We start from the raw sequence: 20381 nt of genomic DNA on the forward strand, positions 1-20381 counted from the left end.
ATCGGGCGCGCGATGAGCCGCAAAGGGGCGAAGAGATCTTGGAAGTCCGCCACCTCAGCAAGCACTTCGAGGTCAGCGGGGGCTTCTTCGGTGGTGGCCGCGGCGTCATCAAAGCGGTGGACGACGTGTCCTTTTCCATCCGCCGCGGCGAGACCCTGGGCCTCGTCGGTGAATCCGGATGCGGCAAGACCACGACCGGCCGCTGTGTCCTGCAGCTGGAGAAGCCGACCAGTGGCTCCATCCTCTTCGAGGGCAAGGATCTGGCCGCGGCCTCGCCGGCCGAGCTCCGCGCGGTGCGGCGCAAGATGCAGGTCATCTTCCAGGACCCGTACAGCTCGCTCAACCCGCGGATGACGGTGGGACAGATCATCGCCGAGCCGCTGGCCGTGCACGGCATCGTCCCCGGCAGCGCGGCCAGGGAGGCGCGGGTCAAGGAGCTGCTCAGCCACGCCGGCCTTCCCTCCGGCATGGCCCGGCGCTATCCGCACGAGCTCTCGGGCGGCCAGCGCCAGCGCGTGGGCATCGCGCGCGCCCTCGCCATGGAGCCGACGCTCATCGTCTGCGACGAGCCTGTCTCCGCCCTCGATGTGTCGATCCAGGCTCAGATCATCAACCTGCTCGAGGAGCTCCAGACGGAGTTCGGCCTGACCTACCTCTTCGTCGCTCACGATCTCTCGGTGGTCCGTCACATCTCGGACCGGGTGGCCGTGATGTACCTGGGCAAGATCGTCGAGATCACCGACCGCCAGGCGCTCTACGAGGATCCGCAGCACCCGTACACCAAGGCCCTCCTCTCGGCCGTGCCCATTCCCGACCCGGCCGTGGAGCTGGCCCGCGAGCGTACGGTGCTGGGGGGCGAGGTGCCGAGCCCGCTCAATCCCCCGTCGGGCTGCGTCTTCCACCCCCGGTGCCCCATCGCTATCGAGGAGTGCGAGGGGGCGGTGCCGGCGCTTCGTGAGATCAGGCCCGGGCACTTTGCCGCCTGCATCCGTGTTTGAGTAGTACTGGGCCAAGTTGCTTCGCCAGATCAACTCAGCTCTCGTCTCGGGGCTGGCTCGCAACTTGACCCAGTACCCTATGTTGGTCGACCTTGACAGGGCGGGGTGGGGCCGCTAGGGTAACTTGCTGTCACAATTGATGGACTTTCCCGTGGCTTCCGAAACGTCCCGGTCTCGTCTGGGGGACTCCCCTATGGACGATGGCTGTGGTCGCTGATCGCCGGTGCCGCGCAAGGAGGCGTGGAATGAAAATGTCAAAGTTGCTGGGAGTCGCCGTCGGGCTTCTCCTGGCGGTCGCGCTGGCGGCCGGGCTAGTGGTCCCTGGCCTCGTGACTGCTCAGGTCAAGCCGCGCGCCGGCGGCGAGCTCATCTTCGTCGTTCCCTCCGAGCCGCCCTCCTACGATGCCCACCAGGAGGAGACCTTCGGCGTCATCCATCCCATGGCGCCGCTGTACAGCACCCTGTTGCGGGTCGATCCCGTCGACAAGACGGGCACCAGGCCCGTCGGTGATCTGGCCGAGTCGTGGACCGTCTCCAAGGACGGCATGACGTACACGTTCAAGATCCGCCAAGGCGTCAAGTTCCACGACGGCAGCGCGCTGACCTCCAAGGACATCAAGGCCTCCTACGACAAGATCGTCTTCCCGCCCGCGGGCATCAAGTCCCTGCGTAAGGAGGCCTACGACGTTATCGAAGTCGTGGAGGCGCCGGATCCGTCCACGGTCCGGTTCCGTCTCAAGAGGCCGGAAGCCTCGCTGCTCCTGAACCTCGCCTCACCGTGGAACTGGATCTACAAGGCCGATCTCCTCGCCAAGGACATCCACTGGTACGAGAAGAACGTGATGGGGACGGGCGCCTTCGTCTTCGTCGAGCACGTCAAAGGGTCCCACCTGGTGGGCAAGAAGAACCCCGAGTACTGGGACAAGGGCAAGCCGTACCTCGACGGCTATCGCGCCATCTTCATCAGTGCCTCGTCGGCCCAGGTGGCGGCCATCCGCGGCGAGCGGGCGCACATCCAGTTCCGTGGCTTCAGCCCGCCCGAGCGCGATCAGCTCGTCCAGGCCCTCGGGCCCAAGATCACCGTGCAGGAGAGCCCGTGGGACTGCTTGAACTTCGTCTCCATGCACCACGACAAGAAGCCCTTCAACGACAAGCGGGTGCGACGGGCCCTCTCGCTGGCTCTCGATCGATATGAGGGCTCGAAGAACCTGTCCAAGATCACCCTCGTGCGGGACGTGGGCGGCATCCAGGTGCCCGGCACGCCGTACGCGACACCGCCGGGCGAGCTCGAGAAGCTCGCCGGCTACGGCCACGACATCGCGGCCAACCGCGCCGAGGCGCGGCGCCTTCTCAAGGAAGCCGGGGCCGAAGGGCTCTCCTTCACCTTCAAGAACCGCGGCATCCCGCATCCCTACGAGCCCATCGGCATCTGGCTCATCGATCAGTGGCGGCAGATCGGCATCACCGTCAAGATGGAGATGATCGAGGCCGCCTCCTATCACCCCATGCTCAAGCGGGGTGACTTCGAGGTGGCCATGGACTTCCAGTGCGGCTTCATCGTGGAGCCGGACCTGGACTTGCCGCGCTTCATAACCAAGTCCGACGCGAACTTCGGCAAGCACAAGGACACGGTCATCGACGATCTCTTCCAGAAGCAGGCGCGGGCCACCGACCTCGAGGAGCGCAAGAAGTACCTCCGGGCGTTCGAGAAGCGGCTGCTGGACGAGGAGGTCCACGTCATCTACACGATCCAGTGGCACCGGATCATCCCGCACAACGCCAAGGTCAAGGGGTGGACGATCACGCCCAGCCACTACCTGAACAACCAGCTCGACGTGGTCTGGCTTGGTGACTAGCTTGGCGTCTAGCCAAGCTACTCCTCTCACCCCTCTCCCCCATCGGGGGAGAGGGCAGGGTGAGGGGGCGGTTCCCGAGGGGGCGGCACCCTGGGCGGGGGCCGTCCAAGCCTGACGCTATGTGGCGCTACCTCCTCAAGCGCTTCGCCCTGATGTTCCCCACCTTGCTCGGGGTGGCCATCTTCACGTTCTTCCTGATCCGCGTCATTCCCGGCGATGTGGTCGAGCTGCGGCTGGCCGGCGACCGCGGGTCGGTCTCCCCGGAGGCGCTGCAGACGGAGCGCGCGCGCTTCGGTCTCGACCAGCCCATCTGGCGTCAGTTCGTGACGTGGATAGGGGGCGCGGCGCGGCTGGACTTCGGCACTTCGATGTGGACCGGCTCGCCCATCTGGCAGGAGATCCGGCTTCGCTTCGCGCTGTCATTCCAGGTGGCCATCATGGCCACCATCCTTTCCGTGCTCCTGGCCATTCCCCTGGGGGTGATCGCCGCCCTCAAGCAGGACACGTGGATCGACTATGCCGTCCGCGTCTTCTCGATCGCGGGGCTGGCCACGCCCTCCTTCTGGCTGGGCATCGTGCTCATCCTGGCCCTCCTCATCATCTTCAAGTGGCTGCCCCCCATGGTCTACACGCCCTTCTGGGTCAATCCCTGGCAGAACCTGGCCCAGCTCATCTGGCCGGCCCTCGCGGTAGGTTACCGCTATTCGGCGGTGGCCACCCGCATGACCCGCTCGGCCATGCTCGAAGTGCTCCGCGAGGACTACATCCGGACCGCGCGCGCCAAGGGCCTCGTGCAGAAGCTCATCCTCTCCCGTCACGCCCTCAAGAACGCCATGCTCCCCGTGCTGACGGTGGTGGCCATCGAGTTCGCCTTCCTCATCGGCGGTCTCGTGGTCACCGAGCAGGTCTTCAATCTCAACGGCATCGGGCTGCTCTTCGTGCAGGCCGTCGCCCACCGGGACTACACGCTCATCCAGGCCCTCGTCCTGCTCGTCGCGGCAATCTTCATCTTCATGAACTTCCTGATGGACATCATGTACGCCTGGCTCGATCCGCGGATCCGGTACCGATAAGGCCTCCCTCCATGGCCATCAATCCCGCCATCGATTCCGTCGCCGATCGGCTCGCCGAAGAGCCCCCGGCGGGCTGGGGTGCCGCCGTCATGGACTTCGCCCGGCGCCGGCCGCTGGGCGCCGTGGGCGGGCTCGTGGTGGTGCTGATGCTCGTCACGGCCGCGGGGGCGGGCGTCCTGGCGCCGTACGATCCCGTGACCGTCGACTTCGGGGCCATGCTCGCTCGACCGAGCGCCGCTCACTGGCTCGGCACCGATGCCTTCGGCCGCGACGTGCTGAGCCGGCTGATCTATGGCTCGCGCACGGCCCTCCTCGTCGGATTCGGCGCGGCGCTGATCGGCGCCACCGGGGGGGCCATCCTCGGGGTGGGCAGCGCCTACTTCGGCGGGAAGGTCGACCTCTATCTGCAGCGGCTGATGGATATCTTCCTCTGCTTCCCGCTCATCATCCTGGCCCTCGCCCTCGTGGCGATTCTCGGCAATAGCCTTCCCAATCTCATCACGGCGATCACCATTCCCATGATCCCGCGCTGCGCCCTCGTCATCCGCGCGAGCGCCCTGGCCATCCGCGAGATGCCCTATGTCGACGCCGCGCGGGCGGCCGGCTTCAGTAGCGCGCGCATCATCCTGCGACACATGCTGCCCAACGTGATGGCGCCGTACCTGATCATGCTCACGGCCTTCCTGGGCCAGGCCATCCTGCTCGAGTCCTCGCTCTCCTTCCTGGGTCTGGGCGTCCAGGAGCCGACGGCCGCCTGGGGGCTCATGCTGCGCGGAGCGGCCGTGGACTTCGCCGAGTCGGCGCCGTGGATGGCCATCTTCCCCGGGCTCGCCATCAGCCTGGCCGTCTTCGCCTTCAATCTCTTCGGCGACTCCCTCCGGGACGCGCTGGATCCCAAACTCCGGACCCTCTAGACGTTGGCGTAAAGGCTTGACACACTAGGACCACGTTGATACAACTACGAGGGTTTTAGCGCCCGGCGCCCACGCGCCGACGAGGAAAACCGCGGTTCACAGGGAGGCGGTAATGGCGTACATCATCGCGGAACCATGTATCAGCGTGAAAGACAAGGCCTGCGTGGAGGTCTGCCCCGTGGACTGCATCTACGAGGGCGACACCATGCTCTACATCCACCCGGATGAGTGCATCGATTGCGGCGCCTGCGAGCCCGTCTGCCCGGTCAAGGCCATCTTCGCCGAGGACGAGACGCCGGCCAACTGGAAGAACTACATCGAGCTGAACAAGCAGTTCTTCAAGGACCACCCGGGCGTCAAGCCCGCGACCAAGTCCTAGCCGCTCCGATCGCTCGCATCCACGCGGGGGCCCGCGGCCGGGCTCCCGCTTTTTTTGTGCGCGCGAGCTGCCCAGCCCCGGCGGCAGCGCGAGCGCCTCGATGCACAGGGCCTGCGGCAGCCGCGCGTCGCCCAGACGCCCATGTGGCTGAAATGTAGAAGGGTGCGTGGTGGCACGAGCCTTGCCATCTCCTTCTGCATGGCCGCCATCGCTCCCACACCCGATCCCACGCCGCCGAGCTTCCATGGCGCCGTCACCGACTTCAAGCGGCGACTCATCGAAGCGACCTTGACTCAGTCCGGCGGCAATCGCACACGCGCCGCCCGCGTGCTGGGGCTTCAGCGCACGTATCTCCTTCGGCTCATGCGCGAGTTCCAGGTGAACATCCCTCCGCCACCGGGTCCACACGGGCGCGCGGCGGGCGTGCCGCCCGCCAACGGCGGGAATGGCGCCCCGCCTGCCCCGCCGAACCGGAGACGATGACCTCACGGAGCCGTGCTAGACTTCCTTCCCAGAGCCGACGGCCGGGTGCCGCGGCGAAGAGGAGCCTGGCCATGGCGACGTTCTCGGGAGTGTGGCTGCCCATCATCACGCCGTTCATCGACGGCGAGATCGACTACGCAGGCTACGAAAAACTGATCGACCACTACCTGCGCGCCGGGGTGGCCGGGATCATTCCGCTCGGCACCACGGGCGAGAGCCCGACCATCGACGAGGTCGAGGCCGAGACGCTGGTGGAGCGGACGGTGGCCGCGGTGGCGGGACGCGTGCCGGTCCTGGTGGGCGTAGGCGCCAACGACACGCGCAAGGCCGTCAAGGCGGTGAAGCGCCTGGGCCGCCAGAGCGTGCAGGGCATCCTCTCCGTCTGTCCCTACTACAACCGCCCGAGCCAGGACGGCATGCGCGAGCACTTCACGCGCATCGCCGAGGCGACCGACCGGCCGATCCTGATCTACAACATCCCGTATCGGACCGGCGTCAACCTGAGCAACGAGACCCTGCTGGCCCTGGCCGAGCTGCCCAATATCGCCGGGGTGAAGGACTCGTCTGGCATCATCGCCCAGTCTCTCGAGCTCCTCCGCCTGCGACCCAAAGGCTTCAGCGTGCTCACGGGCGAGGACGCCTACTTCTACACCATGCTCGCCCACGGCGCCGACGGCGGCATCCTCGCCTCCTCGCATGTCGAGACCGACCGGTTCCTGTCCGTCTACGACCGTATGAGCGCGAACGACCACCAGGGTGCTCGCGCGGTCTGGCAGGGGCTCGAGACGCTCGTGCCGCTCCTCTTCAAGGAGCCGAACCCCATGCCGATCAAGCATTGCTTGTGGCGGCAGGGGCTGATCCAGTCGCCCGAGGGCCGCCTGCCCCTCACGCGCATCACCGAGGCCCTCGCCCGCGAGCTCGATCGCGCGACCGCCGGCGCCGCGAAAGCGGGCGTGTAACGCGCCCGTAAGGGTCGACTTCCACCGTCTGGCCAAAGAGTTTGACACTTCATAGGCTCACGGTTTGAAATGAGTCCGTGAACCAGGTGTGGATAGCCGGGGTGGGGATGACCCGCTTCGGCCGGCGCGACGAAACCCTCCCCGACCTCATGGCCGAGGCCGCCCTGTCCGCCCTCGCGGATGCCATGATCGAGGAGCCCGACGGCCTCGTGGTGGCCGCCATGAATCCGGAGGAGTTCACCGGAGCGGGCAACTACGGCTCGCTCATCAATACGCATCTCGGCCTGTCCCACGTCCCCGCCCTCCGCGTGGAGACGGCCACATCTTCCGGGGTCGCGGCTGTCTATACCGCGTTTGCCGCGATAGCCTCGGGGCTGCACAAGACTATCCTCGTGGTGGGCGGCGAGAAGATGAGCCATATGCCGACGCCGCGGGTCTCGGAGATCATCGGCCGATCCATCGACCCCCACGAGCGGAGCTATGGCACGACCATGCCGGCCCTGGCGGGGCTCATCACGCGAGCGGCCATGCAGCGTCGCGGCCTCACCCTCAAGGAGATCTCCCAGGTCGCCGTCAAGAACCACGCCAATGGGGCGCGCAACCCGCTGGCCCACTTCCAGGAGGCGGTGACGCTCGAGACCGTCATGGAGAGCCGCCTCGTGGCCGATCCGCTCCGGCTCTTCCACTGCTGCCCCATCTCCGACGGCGCGGCAGCCCTCGTCATGACCGCCGAGCCGGCGGAGGTTCGCATCGCCGGCATCGGGCAGGGCACCGACACGATCGCCATGCGCTACCGGAACGACCTGACCGCCTTCGTGGCAACCCAGACGGCCGCTCAAGTGGCGTACCGGATGGCGGGCTTCGGTCCCGAGCGCGTCGAGGTCGCGGAGATCCATGACGCGTTTACCCCCTTCGAGATCATCTCGCTCGAGGACACGGGGCTCATCCCGCCGGGCAAGGCCGGGCGGGCCACCCTCGAGGGCGAGACGGCGCTGGACGGTCGGCTGCCCATCAATACCTCGGGCGGGCTCAAGGCGCGCGGGCATCCCCTGGCGGGCACCGGTATCGCGCAGCTCGTCGAGCTTTGCTGGCAGCTCCGCGGTATGGCGGCGGGACGTCAGGTCCAGGCCCAGGTCGGGCTCGCCCAGTCCATCGGCGGCCTCGCCACCAACAACTGGGTGACCTTGCTCGAGGCGCGTCGGTGAACGTCCACGCGCTCCCGGCCTCACGCTGCCCGCGCTGTCATCGCCTGGTGGTGCCGCCGGCGCGACTCTGCCCCGACCACCCGGTGACCATGGAGGCCGCGACCGTTGCCAATATCGGCGAGGTCGTGTCGTTTACCACGCTCCACTCGCCGCCCGAGGGCTTCAAGGCCCCCCTCCATATCGCGCTGGTGGAGCTCGACGGCGGCGCCCGGCTCTTCTGCCACGGCGAGGAGACGCGCGGCATCAGGATCGGCTCGAGCGTGGGCGTCGAATCGGTCGATCACGTGTTTTACTTCTCGCACATGGGGTTCGCGGATCGGGCGCGGCTCTTCTGGCGGCGGGCGGGCGCCAGTGGCGAGAAGGTCGCCTCCATCACCAAGAGCGTGGTCCAGGGCATCTGGAGAGGACGGTCCCGTGGCGACAGCTAGGAAGAAGGCGTCGGCGAAGAAAGGACGGTCCCCCTCACCCCGTCCCTCTCCCCCACTGGGGGAGAGGGGGGAAAGCCCGCCGCTCGCGGGTATTCGCGTGCTCGACCTGACCCGCGTGCTGGCCGGCCCCTTCTGCTCGATGATCCTGGGCGACATGGGGGCGGAGGTCATCAAGGTCGAGGAGCCGGGCAAGGGGGATGACACGCGCGGCTGGCCGCCCTTCGCGGGGGGCGAGGCGACGTATTTCCTCTCCGTGAACCGCAACAAGAAGAGCCTGACCCTCAACATGAAGGCGCCCGACGGGCAGGCCATACTGAGAAAGCTCGTGGCCAAGGCCGACGTGGTGCTCGAGAATTTCCGGCCCGGCACCATGGAGCGGCTGGGCTTCGGCTTCGCGGCGCTCCGCAAGCTGAACCCCCGCCTGATCTACTGCGCCATCTCGGGCTTCGGCGAGAGCGGCCCCGAGGCCTTGCGCCCGGGCTATGACCTCATCGTCCAGGGCGAGTCAGGCGTGATGGACCTCACCGGCTTCGCCGACGGCCCGCCCGTCAAGGTGGGCAACTCCGTGGCTGATCTCGTCTCCGGTATGGCGGCCGCCCATGGCGTGACCCTCGCGCTTCTTTCGCGCGCCCGTACCGGCAAGGGCCAGAAGGTCGAGATCGGCATGCTGGATGTCATGGCCTCGCTCCTGACCTATCAGGCGGGGCTCTACTGGAATGCCGGGGGCCGGCCTGCGCGTCGCGGCAACCAGCATCCCTCGATCGTGCCCTACGAGGTGTTCCAGTCGCAGGACGCCTACCTGACGCTGGGCGTGGCCAACAACTCCCTCTTCGAGCGCATGTGCCGCGCCATCGGCCGGGAAGAGCTCGCGAAGGACCCGCGCTTCGATTCCGAGACCAATCGCGTGACCAATCGCGAGACGCTCGTCCCGCTCCTGAATTCGATCTTCTCGACGCGCCCGGCCTCCGACTGGCTCGAGCGCCTCGACGAAGCGGGCGTGCCCGCGGGCCGGATCAAGACCGTGGCCGAGGTCTGCGACAGCGAGCATCTTCGCGCGCGCGGCATGTTCGTCCAGCTCCAGCATCCGAAGGCCGGGGCCGTCACCGCCATGGGCGTGCCCATCCGCCTCTGGGACACGCCGGGGTCCGCGCAAGCTCCCGCGCCCCTCCTTGGCCAGCACACCGACGAGATCCTGACCGGCCTCCTCGGCATCCCCAAGGCCAAGGTCGACCAGCTCCGCGCCGACAGCGTGGTCTAGGTTTAGACTCCCGCCGTAGCAGGTTGTTCCCGGCGCGCCCACCACGTCGAGATGGAGGTTACCCGTGCCCCAGACTCCGCACGTCGAGAAGCACTTCACCGCCTCGGAGACGATTCGGGACATCGTGATCGGCATGTCCGACGGGCTGACCGTGCCCTTCGCCCTTGCCGCGGGTCTGTCCGGGGCGGTGGAGTCGACCCGGGTCATCATCACGGCCGGCTCGGCGGAGATCGCCGCGGGCGCGATTGCCATGGGCCTGGGCGGCTACCTCGCGGCGAGGACCGACGCCGAGCACTACGCCTCCGAAGAGGCGCGCGAGAGACGCGAGACGGTCGAGATGCCGGACGAGGAGACGGAGGAGGTCGCGCAGATCTTCCGGACCTATGGCTTGCCCGAAGCGATGGCGACCCGGGTCGCGCATGCGATTCGACGGGACCGGAGGCGCTGGGTGGACTTCATGATGAGGTTCGAGCTCGGGCTCGAGCGGCCCGATCCTCGGCGGGCTAGGGTCAGCGCCCTCACCATCGGTCTGTCCTACGTGGTGGGCGGCCTCGTCCCCCTCTCGCCCTACTTCTTCACCAGGTCTCCCTCGACGGGCCTCGTCGCGTCCATCGCGGTCACCCTGCTGGCACTCCTGGTCTTCGGCTACATCAAAGGCACCTTCACGGTGCGCCGGCCTCTGCGGAGCGCCTGGCAGACGGTCGTGGTCGGCGGGCTCGCCGCCGCCGCCGCCTTCGCCATCGCCAAGTTCATCGCCTGACCGATCAGCTGCCGACCACCTGCTTCTCGTGGAGGGCGCTCAGGATCTCGTCGATGCCCGAGGAGGCCCAGAGGTCGAAGAAGGGCGAGGCCTGCAGGGCCGCGAACTCGCCCCGGTCGCGCTCCTTGGCCTGGGCCTCGCTCTCCCCAGGGCGCGCCGCCTGCATGTGGCCGCGCACGCGGTCCTTGTGGTAGATGGCCGGGTACTCGAAGTAGCGGTGGAGCTCCCGGAAGTCCCTGGTGTAGATGGCCACCACGGGGAGGGAGGCCCACTCGCCGCCGTTCTTCTTGTTCATGAACTCGAGCATGAGGTCGTGATTGCCGTCCGGGTAGGCGGCGGGATCCGGGCGCCGCGTGCCCAGGATCTTCTTGCCGTCGCGGTTGAAGATGCGGAACTCGAGCCCGCCCGCCTCCGCCAGCCGGGCCAGGATGGGCATGTCGCGGCGACAGTCCGACGACCAGTCCTCGGAGATCGCGAGGATCTTGGCGGGCCCGTTGGGCTGCGCGGCCAGCCACTTGATGGCCGCGGCCTGGTGATCGCTGAGACGCGCCCGGGCATAGCGCTCGCGAAAGACGCCGCTATTGTCCTTGCGCGGAACGCCGATCGAGCCGGCATCGGGAAAATACCCACCCCACGCCTCGCGGGCGAGGTTCTCCGGCGTGCCGACAAACTTCACGTACTCGTCGAAGGTCATGCCCTGGGCGAAGCGCTCGGGGGTGACCGCGCTCTTAGACACGCACGCCTCCCTTGGCGGAGGCCAAGACCTCCGCGGCCTGCTTCTCGACCACCGTGCCCTTGAAGAAGTCGGGATTGACCTCGCCCCAGAAGCGCACGGCATTGCTGAACATGAAGTCGCGGAAATCCTCGTCGTTGAGCAGCCCGTGCTCGACCAGCTCGTAGGCCTCGGGGACGACGTCGGTCATGTCCGGCACGTCGAAGTGCCCGATGTCCGAGCTGAAGATCGCGTTGAGCCGGGCGCCCATCGGGTTCGCGCTCTTGTTGAAGGCCCATCCATTGACGGGGTCGTCGGCCTCGCAGCCGAAATAGAAGCGCGGGACGAACAGCTCGCGGATGTCTTGTTTCTTCTCGATCTTGCAGCGGAAGTAGTCGTCGAGATCCTCGATGCCGCCCGTCATGGTGGAGTTGGAGTCCCCCTCCAGCCCCTCGCCGCGGCGCACCGCCTCCACGAGCTCCGCGCGGCCGTACTTCTGCGCGTACTGCAGCAGAGCGGCGCGGTCGAGCTTGCTCGGATTCGTGCTCTCGATGGCCTGGCGGTTGCGCTTCTCCCAGTGGCCGACCAGATCCGCGTAGAGCATGCAGGCCCAGCCGACCCCACCCTCGAGGAAGGCGAAGTTCAGATCCGGGAAGCGTCGGGTCACCCCGCCGAAGAAGAGCGCCTTGCAGACGGCATGGCCGGCAGAGGCGAAGTGGCCGATGTGGTTGTAGCAGAAGTTCGACGGTGAGTTGCGCAGGAGGATGGAGCGCGCGCCGTTGTGGAAGCTGGGCGCGATCTTGAGCTCGCGGCACTTGGCCCACACGGGATCGTAGTCGTGGTCGCTGTCGATGCCGACCACGTCGTACCACTCGATGAGCTTCGCGGCGTCGGGCTTCTCCTCGAGGAGGGCCGGGATGGGCCGGCGCATGAGGCCGCCGACCATGATCACCTTGTAGCCGAGCTGCTTGGTGGCGAACTCGATCTCCTCGATCGCTTCCTCCGGCGTGTACATGGGGATGATGGCGGCGGGAATCACGCGATCCTCGAGCCCGCGGAACTGGTCGGCCGCGAACACGTTGTAGGCGCGGCAGATGGCCCGGCGCAGCCGGGTGTCCTGCATGCGGTGGTAGCCGAGCCCCGCCGTGGGGTAGACGACGCAGAAGTCGATGCCGAGATCGTCCAGGCGCTCGTACATGAGACGCGGCAGCATAGCGGTGGCCCGGTCGAGCACGTTCTCGCAGGGCGAGGACCAGAAGGCCTCCTGTCCGACCCGGCGCCGGCGACGCTCGGCCAGCGTCATCTTGAGGGAGCTGGGGACCCGCTGGCTGGCGATGTCGTAGGCTTCGGCCGCCGCCTCCCCTCCGATGCGCCGGAACTCCTCCCGCATGACCGGGGCGTACTCGATCCAGTGCCCATCGGCGTCGATGATGGGGTGGCTGAGACGGGAGTGGAGCTTCCGGGCCTCCGTGTGACCGTTAGTCTGCATGGCCGAGCCTCCCAGGAGAGCGGGTTGAGTGATGAGGTGAGGGGATGATACCCGACCCGGGCGCCGAGCGCGACGGGATCGATGGGCCGCCCCGGCGACAATCTCGGCCGAGCGCCGAGCCGTCGATCTGGACTACGATAGCGGACCGGAGGTGTCATGAGACCCTTGCTCGTTCGCTCTGCGATCATCACGTTGGCCGTCCTGCTGCTGCTCCCCCTCTTCGCGGGGCCCGCCACGGCCGCTCCCGAGGGCACGCTCACCTGGGGAGTCCACGTCACCCTGGCTGCGCGCTGGCTCGACCCCAGCGACACCGAGGCGTTCATCACGCCCTTCCTGGTGCTGTACGCCATCCACGACGCCCTCGTGAAGCCGATGCCGGCCGGGGACAACACGCCGAGCCTGGCCGAGTCGTGGACGGCATCGAAGGACGGGCTGAGCTATGAGTTCCTCCTGCGCAAGAGCGCCAAGTTCCACAACGGCGATCCCGTGACGGCCGAGGACGTCAAGTTCTCGTTCGACCGTTACAAGGGCGCGGGCGCCACGCTGCTGAAAGAAAAGGTGAAGGATGTGCAGGTGCTGGCCCCGAACCGCGTGCGCTTCGTCCTCAAGGAGCCGTGGCCCGACTTCATGACGTTCTATGGCACCTCGGCCACCGGGGCGGCATGGATCGTGCCCAAGAAGTACGTCGAGAAAGTGGGCGACGACGGCTTCAAGAAGGCGCCGATCGGGGCCGGGCCCTACAAGGTGGTGAGCTTCAACCCGGGCATCGAGCTGGTCATGGAAGCGTACGAGGGTTATTGGCGAAAGGTCCCCAACGTCAAGCGGCTGGTCTTCCGCAGCATGGGCGACGAGACGACCCGCGCCGCCTCTCTCAAGGCGGGCGAGGTGGACATCGTCTATCTCCTGAGCGGGCCGGTGGCCCAGGAGATAAAGCGGACACCGGGGCTCAAGCTGGCCGCGGCCATGCCGCCCGGCGTCGCTTTCCTCGACTTGCCGGAGCAGTGGGACCCGAAATCTCCGTGGCATGACCGGCGCGTGCGGCTCGCGGCCAGCCACGCCCTTGACCGGAATGCCCTGAACCAGGCCGAGACGCTCGGCTTCTCACATCCGACGGGCGGGCTCATCCCACGGAGTCTCGAATTCGCGCGGCCCTATGAGCCGCCCGCCCACGACCCGGCCCGGGCCAAAAAGCTGCTCGCCGAGGCCGGTTATCCGAACGGATTCGACGCCGGCGAGCTGACGCCGTTTCCCCCGTTCTTCTCGCTGGCCGAGGCGATCGGCAACTACCTCCAGGCGGTGGGCATCCGCACGCGTCTCCGCACGATGGAACGTGCCGCCTTTCTCACCGCGTGGCGCGAGCACAAGATCAAGGGCGTGATCATGGGCTTGGGGGCGCCCGCGGGCAACGCGGCGACGCGCATCGAGGTCTACGTCACCAGGAGCGGGATCTATTCCTCCGGCGTAGTGCCGGAGATCGAGGATCTCTACCAGCGCCAGGCACGGGAGCTGGACCGCAAGAAGCGCGAGGCCCTCGTCCACCAGATCCAGCAGATCATGCACGACCGCGTGCTGCACGTGCCCATCTACGAGCTGGCCTTCCTCTGGGGCATCGGTCCGCGCGTGGAGGAGGCCTGCGTCGACCACATCAAGGGCTTCGCCTACTCCGCCCCCTATGAAGACCTGAAGCTCAAGGCGGGGCGATAGGAATCTAGGTGACCGCCACTCCGGACGGGTTCTGGACCCGTATACGATAACTCACATTGACGGAATGGAGCCCCGCGGGTAGCGTGTTGGCGATGGCGATTTCTCCCACGCGTACGCGCCGCTGGACCCGGCGGGAATACGAGCGCCTCATTGAGGTCGGCGTGTTCCGGCCTGGCGAGCGCCTCGAGCTGCTGGCCGGGCATCTGGTCGTTAGCGAGCCGCAGGGAAGCCTCCACGCCACGGCAATTGGGCTTGTCGAGGATGCCCTGCGCGCATGCTTTGGATCGGGCTGGCACGTGCGCGTGCAGATGCCGATCGCCCTTGACGACGAATCCGAGCCGGAGCCCGACGTTGCGGTGGTGCCTGGAGGACGGCGGGACTACGAGCTGGCTCATCCAGAGCGGCCCGCGCTGCTCGTCGAGGTCTCCGAGTCCTCGCTCGCTGATGACCGCGGCGCCAAAGCCGCTCTCTATGCTCGGGCCGGGGTGCCGGAGTACTGGATCGTCAACCTCGTGGGCCGTTCCCTGGAGGTACGTCGCGAGCCGCTGCAGACGGCAAACGCACCTCTCGGCTGGAGCTACAAGGTGGTGATGGTTCTGGAGCCCGGCGCGTCAGTCAGTCCACTGGCGTGTCCGACAGCGCGGATCCAGATCGTCGATCTTCTCCCGCACGCGCGATACTCGCGCTAGGGGACTCGGAGGGGGGCTTCGCCCCCTTCCGAACCTCCCCCGAAGGGCTGCGCCGGCAAAGCCGACGCTCGAAGCGGACCAGCAATTGCGCACCGGCTGCTTCAACCGTCTGCGGCCGACTCCTCCGACAGGCTCCTAGCCTGCGTCCTTTCAGCATCCCGTGGCGCCGAGCTACGCCTGACTGAGCTGTTGCCGCAAGTAGTCTCCGATCTCCATCGTGCACGCCAGGCCCTGCGGGATTGCCTTGGTGAGCGAGACGAACGCGTGAATCTGGCCGGGATACTCGTGGTAGACCACGTCCACTCCGGCGGCGCGTAGCCGGTCGGCATACGCGAGCCCTTCGTCGCGAAGCGGATCGAAACCCGCGGTGATGACGAGAGTGGGCGGCTGTCCCGCCAGGTCGCTCGCGCGGAGCGGCGCCGCCCTTCGATCCTCGCGGTCCGCCTCTCCCCGCAGGTACTGCTCCATGTACCACAAGATGCGCTCGCGCGGGATGACGTGCGCGTCCTCCAGCTCGCGATGCGATGGCGTATCGAGGCCGCAGTCGACGGCGGGATAGATCAGGGCCTGGCAGGTGGGGATGGGGAGGCCCGCGCGGGCCGATAGTTGCGAGACGACCGCGGAGAGGTTGCCCCCCGCAGAGTCGCCGGCCAGGCTGACGCGGGCGGGGTCGCCGCCAAGCTCTCCCGCGTGAGCACGGAGCCAGCGGTAGGCTGCCAGGCAGTCCTCCACGGCGGCGGGGAACTTGTGCTCCGGGGCCAGGCGGTAGTCGACGGCCACCACGAGGGCGCCGGAGCGCAGGGCGAGCCGCGCGCAGAGTCCATGATGCGTTTCCAGGTCGCCCTGCACCCAGCCGCCGCCATGGAAGTACGCGACCACCGGACGGAGAGAGGTCGACGCCGCGGCCGGGTCGTAGACTCGGGCACCGATGGCGCCGGCCGGTCCGGGAATGTGGATGTCCTCGATTCGGGACAGAGCGGGCGCCGGCTCGTCCATCAGACCCACCATGGTCCGGAGCTGCTGGCGCAGCTCGGGCAGGGGGGGATAGTAGCCCGGCACACGGATCGACTTGACGAACTCGCCGACGATCTGGGCCTTCGGGTCCATCGTGCGACCGCCCCGACTGATTCGATGGCCGTCCAGGAACCGAAGCGCCTCTTCGTCGTTCATGGCCGTATGCTTCAGCTCGAGCACGGGGACCGTTTGCCTGTCGCTCATCGCTCGCTCGCCCTCACGCTTTCTGCGCGGGGGCGGCCGCGCTCGCCTCGAGCCGGGCCCGCAGCCGCTCGCGCAGCTTGGCCACGACGTGCGGAGGGGCCGTCTCCGGCGAGCCCGCCGAGAACGGCGGCTGCGGATCGTACTCGATGCCTAGCTGGATGCTCTGGGCCACCTCGTCGCCCGCGATGCGCGCGGCCAGGGTCAGGGCCATGTCGATGCCCGACGAGACCCCCGCCGCGGTGATGATCTTGCCCTGCACGACGACCCGCTTCAGCGTCGGTCGCGCGCCCAGCTCGCGGAGGGTGTCGAGGGCCGCCCAGTGCGTGGTCGCCTCCAGCCCCTTGAGAAGGCCGGCGGCGCCGAGCAGGAGCGAGCCGGTGCAGGTCGAGGTCGTCCACTGGCTGGTCGTATGCGCCTCGCGGATCCAGTCCAGCAGGGGATTGGGCGTCATGAGCGCGCGCGTGCCGAAGCCGCCCGGCACCATGATGATCTCCGGATGAGGCACGGCCGAGAGGGGCTCGTCAGCCACCAGCGTGACCTGCTTCGTGTCGGTGCGGTACGGGCCGGCCGTGATTCCGACGAAGCGCACGCGGGCGCCGGGAAGGCGCGAGAGCACCTCGTAGGGACCAATGGCATCCAGAGCGGTGAAGCCGTCGAAGAGCGGGATGGCGATGTCCATGGGGGTCTCCTTGGCCTCGTCTCACGAGGTGCCATGCCGAAGCATGCCGCGAACGGGCCGCGGCCGCAATGCCGTTGATACGGCAAATCCCGCCACGTTCTCGCCCAGGCCCGATCCCATCACCCCGCTGGACGCCTGTGGCATCATGAGCTCGTGAGAGCAGGGCGCGGTCGGGTGATTCGAAGCGGCCTCGAGGAGGAGGGTGAACGATGACGGGAAAGCTCGAGAAAAGGGTCGCGGTCATCACCGCCGCGGGCTCCGGGATCGGCGCGGCGACGGCGCGACGCTTCGCGAAGGAAGGGGCGCGCATCGTCATCGGCGATCTGAGCGGCAAGCGCGCCGAGGCGGTGGCGGAAGAGATCCAGTCGACGGGCGCGCGCGTCGAGTGGCTCAAGATGGACGCCGCCGACCCCGACGGCGCGCAGGCCCTTGTCTGGCGCGCCCTCGACGCCTTCGGACAGATCGACGTGATGGTCAACAATGCCGGGTACGCCGAGGTGGCCCCGCTCGAGGAGATCACCCTCGAGAGCTGGAACCGCGTGCTCGCGGTGACCCTGACCGGCACCTTCCTCGGGATGAAATACTGCCTGCCCGTGATGCGTCGGCAGGGCGGGGGAGCCATCGTCAATACCGCCTCGATCTCCGGCACGGCGGGCGACTACGGCCTCTCCTCCTACAATGCGGCCAAGGCAGGGGTGATCAATCTCACGCGCTCGGCGGCCATCGAGAACGCAAAATACGGGATCCGCGTGAACTGCGTGTGCCCGGGGACGATCGACACGCGGGCGCCCCAACTCCTGGGCGGCGACCGCGCGGACGAGATCCGTCGCGAGCAGGCCGCGGCGAATCCCGTGGCCCGCATGGGGCAGGCCGACGAGATCGCCAACGCCATCTTCTTCCTGGCCTCCGACGAGTCCTCCTTTATCACGGGCGCCGCCATCACCGCCGACGGCGGCCTGACCGCTCATACCGGCCTGCCACCCTTTCGCCGCCTCACGCGCAACGCCTAAGCCGAGGTTCCCCCTCACTAACTCAGCACTCGCCTCGTCGCTCGAAGCGAGCGTCTCGGCTCGAAGGGCGGCCCTCTCCCCCAGTGGGGGAGAGGGATGAGAACAATCCCGCGTTCTTTCTGAATCCCTCCCTCACTGGGGGAGAGGAGATGAGAACAATCCCGTGCTCTTTCTGAATCCTTCTCTGCGGAGGAGAGGGATGAGAACAATTCCGTGCTCTTTCTGAACCCTTCCCCCGCGCGGGAGAGGGATTGAAACAATACAGGTGCTCTTTCGGAATCCCTCTCCCCTACCGGGGGAGAGGGCAGGGTGAGGAGGCGAGTCCTTTACGTCAGCTCAGGGGCACGATGGCCGAGAGCCGCGGCTCGTTGCCGACGACCCGCGTGACGTGCCCTTGGCCCGTCAGGTCCTCGGCCAGTATGACGTCGCCAGGTCCCACGCGAGCGACGGTGCCGTCGCCCACTTCGATCTCCGCGGCCCCCGACAACGTGATCGAGTATTGCCGCCGGGGAGCGCAGTGCCATTCGAGCACGTAGCCCGGCGGGAACACCCGGAAGGCGATGCCCGATGCCGATTCCATCGGGGTGCCCTGGCCGTACGAGCCCTCGGCGTCCTTGAAAGGCTCGAGCGCCATGGGCGCCTCCTCGATGTGGGACTTCCCATCCGTCCCGCTGTAGACCCGCCAGATCTTCGGCATCGTCTCCTCCTCTCGCGTTCGTTCCCGCTCGCCCGTGCTCAGATCTCCGCGAGGTCGACGAGCAGCGCGGCGTGATCGCTCAGCGCGCTCCGCCGCCCGCGGCTCGCGGCGCCGCCCCACACGTAGGCGGCCTCCTTCAGGCGCGCGACGAGCGCCGCGTTGACGAAGGCCTGGTCGATCCGGAAGCCGTTCCCCCCGTTGGGCGAATACCACGTATAGGCGCGCGTCTCCGTCTGGAGATGCCGGTACGCATCGCGCCAGCCACAGGCGCCGAGCGCGTCGATCCAGCTTTCCTCGCGCAGGCTGAACGCGGGCACTTCCTCGTCGATCATCCGCCGCCCGGAGTTCGTGTCGCCCACGAAGAGAGCGGGGCCCCGTCGCCACCGGCGGGCGCAGGCGAGGACGGCGTCGAGGAACGGGTACTTCCGGCCCGTGACGCGGTTCGGGACGTGCATGGCGCCCAGGACCAGGGGCACCGGCGTTTGAACGGCCGTCACGAGCCAGCGCGCCGGCTCGGACGGCTGCGCGGGCAGATGGAGCCGGCGCAGCGGCCAGCGCGCGGCGACGAGCAGCGCGTTGCGCCCAGGCTGGCCCGGGTCGGCCGTGGTGAGCTGGTTGGTGAGGCCGCCGGCGGCCAGAGTGGCCGCGAGGGCCAAACTGGGCGGCGTGGCGCGGAACTCGGAGAGCGCCACCACGTCCGGATTCCAGCGCGCGAGCTGCCGCGCGATGCGGCCGACGCGCCCGCCGCCTCCGGCCCGGATGTTCCACGCCACGATCCGCATTGGGTATGCCGCGAAGAGAATAGCACCGGACGATGGCCGAGGTGCTCGGCCGGGAAGGACCGCTGAAGATTCACGGACCAGCATCTTGACACGGGCGCGATGCTCGGCAAGAGTGGTGCCATGACCCATCGCGGACTGACCTTCGGCATCTTCCTCGCACCGTTCCACCGCGTCGGCGAGAACCCGACGCTGGCCATCGCGCGCGACATGGAGCTCCTCGAGTGGCTCGATCACCTGGGCTATGACGAGGCATGGATCGGCGAGCATCACTCGGCGGGCTGGGAGCTCATCGCCTCCCCGGAGCTCGTGATCGCCGCCGCGGCCGAGCGCACGCGGCACATCATGCTGGGCTCGGGCGTCACCAGCCTGCCGTATCACAATCCGCTGCTCGTGGCCCAGCGCTTCGTGCAGCTCGACCACATGACGCGCGGCCGCGCCATGCTGGGCTGCGGCCCGGGCGCGCTGGTCTCCGATGCCTACATGCTGGGCATCGAGCCGGTGACGCAGCGGCAGCGAATGGACGAGTCCCTCGGCGTGATCATGGCCTTGCTCCGCTGCGATGAGCCCGTGACCCTGAAGACCGACTGGTTCGATCTTCGAGAGGCGCGGCTGCACCTGGCGCCGTACTCCGATCCGCACTTTCCCATCGCGATCGCCAGCACCATCACGCCCTTCGGCGTGCAGACCGCGGGCAAGTACGGCGTGGGTGTGCTGTCGCTCGCGGCGGGCCTGCCCGGAGGGCCGGAGGCGCTGGCCGGCCAGTGGCGCCTGGCCGAGGAGGCGGCGGCGGCCAACGGAAAGACCATGGACCGGCGCCAGTGGAAACTGGTCACCAACGTGCACGTGGCCGAGGACGATGAGCTGGCCCTGCGCCAGGTGCACGCGGGCGAGCGCCATGAGACGGTCACGTATTTCGAGGAGACGCTCGGCCGGCCGCCCGGGCGTTCCGACGATCCGCTCCGCGAGGGGGTCAAGATGGGCACCACGCTCGTGGGCTCGCCCGACACGGTGTCCAAAGGTATCGAGCGCCTGCTCGGCCTGAGCGATGGCGGCTTCGGCGGGCTGCTCTTCCGCGCCCACGAGTGGGC

20 protein-coding genes and 1 pseudogene are annotated in these 20381 nt (G+C 67.9%); 15 read left to right on the plus strand and 6 right to left on the minus strand.

Annotated features, from left to right (window positions below):
• The first annotated feature begins 38 nt into the window (after positions 1-38).
• The 11 genes and pseudogenes from VGT00_12215 to VGT00_12265 all read left to right on the plus strand — a co-directional run bounded on the left by VGT00_12215 (position 39) and on the right by VGT00_12265 (position 10313).
• Positions 39-998, plus strand: a complete 960-nt coding sequence (locus VGT00_12215; protein HEV8532176.1) for an oligopeptide/dipeptide ABC transporter ATP-binding protein — start codon at positions 39-41, stop codon at positions 996-998.
• 245 nt (positions 999-1243) lie between these two features.
• On the plus strand, positions 1244-2854 hold the full coding sequence (locus VGT00_12220) for an ABC transporter substrate-binding protein (GenBank protein ID HEV8532177.1): 1611 nt from the start codon (positions 1244-1246) through the stop codon (positions 2852-2854).
• Positions 2855-2973: 119 nt separating this feature from the next.
• Entirely contained in the window at positions 2974-3927 is a 954-nt protein-coding gene (locus VGT00_12225) for an ABC transporter permease (protein HEV8532178.1), read from the plus strand.
• 11 nt (positions 3928-3938) lie between these two features.
• Complete coding sequence (locus VGT00_12230) at positions 3939-4841, plus strand: ABC transporter permease (GenBank protein ID HEV8532179.1); 903 nt, start codon at positions 3939-3941, stop codon at positions 4839-4841.
• A 112-nt stretch (positions 4842-4953) separates the two neighbouring features.
• A pseudogene (gene fdxA / locus VGT00_12235) lies at positions 4954-5187 on the plus strand (ferredoxin).
• A gap of 195 nt (positions 5188-5382) precedes the next feature.
• Complete coding sequence (locus VGT00_12240) at positions 5383-5703, plus strand: helix-turn-helix domain-containing protein (GenBank protein HEV8532180.1); 321 nt, start codon at positions 5383-5385, stop codon at positions 5701-5703.
• A 71-nt stretch (positions 5704-5774) separates the two neighbouring features.
• The gene (dapA, locus tag VGT00_12245) at positions 5775-6662 is read left to right on the plus strand and encodes a 4-hydroxy-tetrahydrodipicolinate synthase (protein ID HEV8532181.1); all 888 of its coding nucleotides are present in this window, start codon (positions 5775-5777) and stop codon (positions 6660-6662) included.
• Positions 6663-6739: 77 nt separating this feature from the next.
• Positions 6740-7867: a hypothetical protein gene (locus VGT00_12250; protein ID HEV8532182.1), complete on the plus strand. Its 1128-nt coding sequence runs from the start codon at positions 6740-6742 to the stop codon at positions 7865-7867.
• On the plus strand, positions 7864-8295 hold the full coding sequence (locus VGT00_12255) for an OB-fold domain-containing protein (protein HEV8532183.1): 432 nt from the start codon (positions 7864-7866) through the stop codon (positions 8293-8295). Before VGT00_12250 ends, VGT00_12255 begins: the two co-directional genes overlap by 4 nt.
• A gap of 55 nt (positions 8296-8350) precedes the next feature.
• A complete protein-coding gene (locus VGT00_12260; protein ID HEV8532184.1) occupies positions 8351-9553 on the plus strand; it encodes a CoA transferase in 1203 nt (400 codons plus the stop codon).
• A 64-nt stretch (positions 9554-9617) separates the two neighbouring features.
• Complete coding sequence (locus tag VGT00_12265; protein ID HEV8532185.1) at positions 9618-10313, plus strand: VIT1/CCC1 transporter family protein; 696 nt, start codon at positions 9618-9620, stop codon at positions 10311-10313.
• Positions 10314-10317: 4 nt separating this feature from the next.
• Here the strand turns inward: VGT00_12265 and VGT00_12270 are convergent, their stop codons facing one another.
• Positions 10318-11049, minus strand: a complete 732-nt coding sequence (locus VGT00_12270; GenBank protein HEV8532186.1) for a thioredoxin family protein — start codon at positions 11047-11049, stop codon at positions 10318-10320.
• Positions 11042-12514, minus strand: coding sequence for an amidohydrolase family protein (locus VGT00_12275; GenBank protein ID HEV8532187.1), 1473 nt, complete (start codon positions 12512-12514; stop codon positions 11042-11044). Before VGT00_12275 ends, VGT00_12270 begins: the two co-directional genes overlap by 8 nt.
• 156 nt (positions 12515-12670) lie before the next feature.
• Here VGT00_12275 and VGT00_12280 point away from each other — a divergent pair, with 156 nt between their 5' ends.
• Positions 12671-14218, plus strand: coding sequence for an ABC transporter substrate-binding protein (locus tag VGT00_12280; protein ID HEV8532188.1), 1548 nt, complete (start codon positions 12671-12673; stop codon positions 14216-14218).
• A 92-nt stretch (positions 14219-14310) separates the two neighbouring features.
• The gene (locus VGT00_12285) at positions 14311-14907 is read left to right on the plus strand and encodes a Uma2 family endonuclease (protein ID HEV8532189.1); all 597 of its coding nucleotides are present in this window, start codon (positions 14311-14313) and stop codon (positions 14905-14907) included.
• A gap of 171 nt (positions 14908-15078) precedes the next feature.
• Here VGT00_12285 and VGT00_12290 read toward each other — a convergent pair whose 3' ends face one another.
• A complete protein-coding gene (locus tag VGT00_12290) occupies positions 15079-16125 on the minus strand; it encodes an alpha/beta hydrolase (GenBank protein ID HEV8532190.1) in 1047 nt (348 codons plus the stop codon).
• A gap of 13 nt (positions 16126-16138) precedes the next feature.
• Positions 16139-16804: a DJ-1/PfpI family protein gene (locus tag VGT00_12295; protein HEV8532191.1), complete on the minus strand. Its 666-nt coding sequence runs from the start codon at positions 16802-16804 to the stop codon at positions 16139-16141.
• 209 nt (positions 16805-17013) lie between these two features.
• Here VGT00_12295 and VGT00_12300 point away from each other — a divergent pair, with 209 nt between their 5' ends.
• Positions 17014-17814 carry an SDR family NAD(P)-dependent oxidoreductase gene (locus VGT00_12300; protein ID HEV8532192.1) on the plus strand — a complete coding sequence of 267 codons (801 nt, stop codon included), beginning with the start codon at positions 17014-17016 and terminating at the stop codon, positions 17812-17814.
• A 331-nt stretch (positions 17815-18145) separates the two neighbouring features.
• Here the strand turns inward: VGT00_12300 and VGT00_12305 are convergent, their stop codons facing one another.
• Both VGT00_12305 and VGT00_12310 read right to left on the minus strand, forming a co-directional pair.
• Positions 18146-18511 (minus strand): hypothetical protein, encoded by a 366-nt coding sequence (locus VGT00_12305; protein HEV8532193.1) that lies wholly within the window; start codon positions 18509-18511, stop codon positions 18146-18148.
• Between the two features lie 38 nt (positions 18512-18549).
• On the minus strand, positions 18550-19293 hold the full coding sequence (locus tag VGT00_12310) for an endonuclease/exonuclease/phosphatase family protein (GenBank protein HEV8532194.1): 744 nt from the start codon (positions 19291-19293) through the stop codon (positions 18550-18552).
• A 120-nt stretch (positions 19294-19413) separates the two neighbouring features.
• Between VGT00_12310 and VGT00_12315 the strand changes: the two genes are divergently transcribed.
• The coding region (locus tag VGT00_12315) for an LLM class flavin-dependent oxidoreductase (GenBank protein HEV8532195.1) at positions 19414-20381 on the plus strand (968 nt) is incomplete at its 3' end.

Source organism: Candidatus Methylomirabilota bacterium (genome assembly GCA_036002485.1).
GTDB lineage: Bacteria > Methylomirabilota > Methylomirabilia > Rokubacteriales > CSP1-6 > AR37.

Excerpts from the sequence above, each read along its gene's own strand:
- VGT00_12220 (HEV8532177.1), top strand. The coding sequence starts at position 1,244 with ATGAAAATGTCAAAGTTGCTGGGAGTCGCCGTCGGGCTTCTCCTGGCG.
- VGT00_12285 (HEV8532189.1), top strand. The coding sequence starts at position 14,311 with ATGGCGATTTCTCCCACGCGTACGCGCCGCTGGACCCGGCGGGAATAC.
- VGT00_12275 (HEV8532187.1), bottom strand. The coding sequence starts at position 12,514 with ATGCAGACTAACGGTCACACGGAGGCCCGGAAGCTCCACTCCCGTCTC.
- VGT00_12290 (HEV8532190.1), bottom strand. The coding sequence starts at position 16,125 with ATGAGCGACAGGCAAACGGTCCCCGTGCTCGAGCTGAAGCATACGGCC.
- VGT00_12300 (HEV8532192.1), top strand. The coding sequence starts at position 17,014 with ATGACGGGAAAGCTCGAGAAAAGGGTCGCGGTCATCACCGCCGCGGGC.
- VGT00_12295 (HEV8532191.1), bottom strand. The coding sequence starts at position 16,804 with ATGGACATCGCCATCCCGCTCTTCGACGGCTTCACCGCTCTGGATGCC.
- VGT00_12310 (HEV8532194.1), bottom strand. The coding sequence starts at position 19,293 with ATGCGGATCGTGGCGTGGAACATCCGGGCCGGAGGCGGCGGGCGCGTC.
- VGT00_12225 (HEV8532178.1), top strand. The coding sequence starts at position 2,974 with ATGTGGCGCTACCTCCTCAAGCGCTTCGCCCTGATGTTCCCCACCTTG.
- VGT00_12280 (HEV8532188.1), top strand. The coding sequence starts at position 12,671 with ATGAGACCCTTGCTCGTTCGCTCTGCGATCATCACGTTGGCCGTCCTG.
- dapA (HEV8532181.1), top strand. The coding sequence starts at position 5,775 with ATGGCGACGTTCTCGGGAGTGTGGCTGCCCATCATCACGCCGTTCATC.
- VGT00_12230 (HEV8532179.1), top strand. The coding sequence starts at position 3,939 with ATGGCCATCAATCCCGCCATCGATTCCGTCGCCGATCGGCTCGCCGAA.
- VGT00_12305 (HEV8532193.1), bottom strand. The coding sequence starts at position 18,511 with ATGCCGAAGATCTGGCGGGTCTACAGCGGGACGGATGGGAAGTCCCAC.